At 32.4% G+C, this 3,762-nt stretch carries 2 protein-coding genes and 3 pseudogenes; all 5 read left to right on the top strand.

The features are described from left to right. The first annotated feature begins 140 nt into the window (after nucleotides 1–140). Entirely contained in the window at nucleotides 141–263 is a 123-nt protein-coding gene (locus tag BU804_RS15490; protein WP_255371576.1) for a hypothetical protein, read from the top strand. Between the two features lie 852 nt (nucleotides 264–1,115). Continuing rightward, nucleotides 1,116–1,520, top strand: a complete 405-nt coding sequence (locus BU804_RS08400; protein ID WP_075883712.1) for a hypothetical protein — start codon at nucleotides 1,116–1,118, stop codon at nucleotides 1,518–1,520. 271 nt (nucleotides 1,521–1,791) lie between these two features. After that, nucleotides 1,792–2,401 (top strand): annotated as a pseudogene (locus tag BU804_RS08405) (IS982 family transposase); the annotation flags it as partial. 19 nt (nucleotides 2,402–2,420) lie between these two features. Continuing rightward, nucleotides 2,421–2,561: pseudogene (locus BU804_RS12230) on the top strand (IS982-like element ISPasp3 family transposase); the annotation flags it as partial. Nucleotides 2,562–3,054: 493 nt separating this feature from the next. After that, nucleotides 3,055–3,762 (top strand): annotated as a pseudogene (locus BU804_RS11475) (IS5 family transposase); the annotation flags it as partial.

Here is a 3,762-nt window from a genome sequence, read left to right on the forward strand (position 1 = left end):
AAGAATGGAGAGAAGATTATCATAAATGGCGTCCTCATATCGCGCTAGATGGTCTTTCTACGAAAGAATTTAGAAAGACTTATGAGCTAAAAACAATAATGTATAGGTAGTGGAATTTTCTATTTTAAATGGATCTAACTATGTGGCAATATCTGCCGTTGCATACTGATTTTGGCTGTTCAGATAATCTACATAAATGTCAAGAAGTTCATCAGACATATTTTCCTCCATTACGAGAAAGAAAATTTAAACTCATCGAATGATTTTTCAACTAATCTCTGCGTAAGGTGAGTTACTTATAATAGTGTAATTTTTAATTTGGTTAAAATAGCGAAAGAATACGCTTTTTTTGCAAGATGTTTAATACAAACATGTCTTATAAATCTGATTGAAGCGATTTTGTTTTTTTGTGTTGAGAAAAAAATAAAACCCTTGTCAGTTTTATCTCAAATTAGTTTTATTAACTATTTACCGACTTTAAATTTGTAAGAAAAAGGTTGAAAATTACACTTAGAAAATCAAAAATCGACTCAGAAGAGGAGGAGGAGAGTTATTGCTATTCCTTATGAACCCAACATTTTGACTTGTCTTGTAAGAGCATTACAAAAATTGGATTAAAATTTTTAATTATTTTATTGCAACTTAAAGAGTTTTGTTACTAAAGAATCGAGCTTTGCTTTTTTTCCATCTCTTAAAATATAGCATATTTAGACATCTTATTGAAATTCAAAACAACATTAAAATGGATCTTATGTATGACCAAACACATTTTTTTTCACAACAAATGGTATTTAGATTGCGATGAATCGCATCATTACGGATAAGCTTGTGGCTTTTAAGTAGCATGATATATTAAGCTTATATTAGAATAAATAATTTGAATTTAATCTACCTGCCATATTAAATGAATACAAAAAAATTTGAGTTAAAAATAAAGAAATTAGCTTTAAGCAGCAAAGATATTCAGGATAAATTGTAATGAATTAGGGCTTGCATGGACAATTAGAAACACATCTCAGTCATGCTAAATAATAGGGCTGGTTAAGTTTCTTTATTTCATAAATATAAGTTTAAAAATCTAAAGTTACTATCTTATAAAAACATAGGTGTTATGTATGAATAAATTATCTTCGCCCTCTTTAACTCTGCAAACCTTTGAAGGTCTACAACAAACTATAAATGAATGCCAAAGCGTTGAAGAATTGAATAATCTTAATAAATCGATAGAAATAATCTTTAATCAAAGAATGCAAGAAATTAATGAGCAAGAGCGCATTGTAAGTGAAAAAATAGAAGACTCAGGTTCAGCACAGAAATTAAATGCAGAACAAATAAAGCAAAGGCAAGAAGAACCTTGGGAGTTGAATGGGTATTTGGCAAGTGCTACATCTGTATTTGGTAATGTATGTAAAAGTGTATCAGCTGTAGCAACCAACTTTGGTAATAGTTTAGAAACTGCAGTAACCGCAGTTAGTGGCAGTACAAACAGATATAGTAGCCACCTTTACTGGAAAACTTGATAAAATTTCACAGGCAAATGTGAAATTAAAAGGTTACTATAATTTTTTAAGCCAAATCAAAAAACATAGAAAAAAAGAATCTGACATTTTATTGGATAATATTTTGATAGAAAGCCTATCTGAAAATTGTTTATCTATCTTAAATAGATGATGACTGCAATAACTTAGTCAAAACTATTTTTTCAAATGTAATTTGTTTGCTCAGGATTTTTCGTTAAATATATCGTAGTTATTAGTTTTTTAAATTTTTTCATAAGCCAAAATATCTTAAATCTTTGTTCCTCTATTTGCTTATCTTTTGGATAAAAGAGGAGAAATCACAGGAATTGTTTTTATTGATTTTCCATCGATAAATGTTTGCCACAAATAAACGCATAAAAAGAAACAAGGTCTTTAAAGGTTTAGCAAAGAGGGGGAAAACAACTTCAGGGTGGTTTTTCGGGTTTAAATTGCATCTCATGATCAATGAAAGAGGAGAAATTTTGGCTTTTCAGCTAACTCCTGGAAATGTTGCTGATGTTTCTATTGCCGAAACTTTGTCGAAAGGGTTTTTTGGGAAACTATTTGGTGATAAGGGGACTATTTTGAAAGAACTTTCAAAGAGGATTTTGAAACAAGGTTTTGAACTATTTACTACCCTAAGATCGAATATGAAGCAGAATCTTATGAAGTTGACAGACAAAATTCTTCTTAGAAAACGAGCTATTATTGAAACGGTCAATGATCAACTAAAAAATATTTCTCAAATTGAACATACACGCCACAGAAATGCCGGAAATTTTTTAATTAATCTATTTGGGATGGTTGCTTACACTCATCAACCTAAAAAGCCATCTATAAAATTAGCAGAGCAGCATCGCTTGTTGTTAATGACTGCCTAAAAAACCCAAAATTCAGGTTATTAGAAAATTTATTGAGGAGGTATTTGGCGTGATATCAAGACTGATGCCTAGAAAAATTTATGCAACGGCGCCTAATAGGTTTGAAATTAAAGTCTTAGGATTTTTAGTAGTAGTTGCAACAAAATTTTTAATAAATTAGTTATTTGCAACTTACATTATATAATAGATATTAGGTCAAATTGTTTAATTAATTTATTTTTAATAGGTAAGAAAAGAGGTTTTACCAGCAAAATTTAAATATATTTAGCCTAAGGATGGAGAAAAATGATTTATCTGGCTTAAAGATATTCTTTTCCTGTAACTTTAACAAAGATCATTCAAAATGAAGACAAAGCTCTACAAGCACTCTATACTTTTTTACGAATGATCTAAAAAGTAGTGCTGATCGCATCTATGAAGTCTGCAAAAATGTAAATAAAAGAATATCATAAAACAATCAAACCTAATACTAGCCTTGAAAAATCACGGAGCAAATTCATGTAATCTCAAAAAAATTATACTTTTTAAAACTATTATCGCTTATTGCAAGATTAATATGCTTCGAGTTAAAGTTTTACTAGATAGTATAATCACGAGAAATAAAATAAATGCTTAAATGTGCTACTCTTCTACGCTCATCAATGGAGCATCTTATGGAAGCGTACAGAAGACATGATATATCCGACAGAGTTTGGAATTTACTGGGACCTCATTTGCCAGGAAGAAGAGGGGCTTAGGGTGGTATAGCAAGAGATAATAGGACTTTTATCAATGCAGTATTTTGGATATTAAGAACGGGAGCTCCATGGAGGGATTTGCCTCCAGATTACGGTGGTTGGAGCAATACTCATCGGCGATTTATCCGGTGGCGCGATCAGAGAGTCTGGGAAAGGTTGCTTGAGGTACTGATTGACGATCCAGATTATGAATGGCTTGTGATAGATGCTTCGCATTGTAAAGTGCATCCTCATGCAGCGGGAGCTAAAGGCGGTAATCAGAGCATGAGTCGTACAAAAGGGGGATCAATACAAAATTGCATCTTGCCGTGGATGCGCATGGTCTGCCGATCAGGGTCATTATTACAGAAGGCACAACAGCAGATTGTACTCAAGCAAGGAATTTGATCGCTAGTCTTACAGCTGAGTGGTTACTGGCAGACAAAGGATATGATAGCGACGCAATCGTTGAGCAAGCTATAAGTCAGGGAATGCAAGTGGTGATTGCTCCACGAAAGAATCGCATAACTGGTCGAGAATACGATAAAGATCTCTATAAGTTAAGGCATTTGGTGGAAAATGCATTTTTACATTTGAAGCGTTGGAGAGGAATAGCGACCCGTTATGCAAAGAACACAGCCTCAT

The organism is Candidatus Protochlamydia sp. W-9 (genome assembly GCF_001950615.1).
Lineage (GTDB): Bacteria > Chlamydiota > Chlamydiia > Chlamydiales > Parachlamydiaceae > Protochlamydia > Protochlamydia amoebophila.

Excerpts from the sequence above, each read along its gene's own strand:
- BU804_RS15490 (WP_255371576.1), top strand. The coding sequence starts at position 141 with ATGTGGCAATATCTGCCGTTGCATACTGATTTTGGCTGTTCAGATAAT.
- BU804_RS08400 (WP_075883712.1), top strand. The coding sequence starts at position 1,116 with ATGAATAAATTATCTTCGCCCTCTTTAACTCTGCAAACCTTTGAAGGT.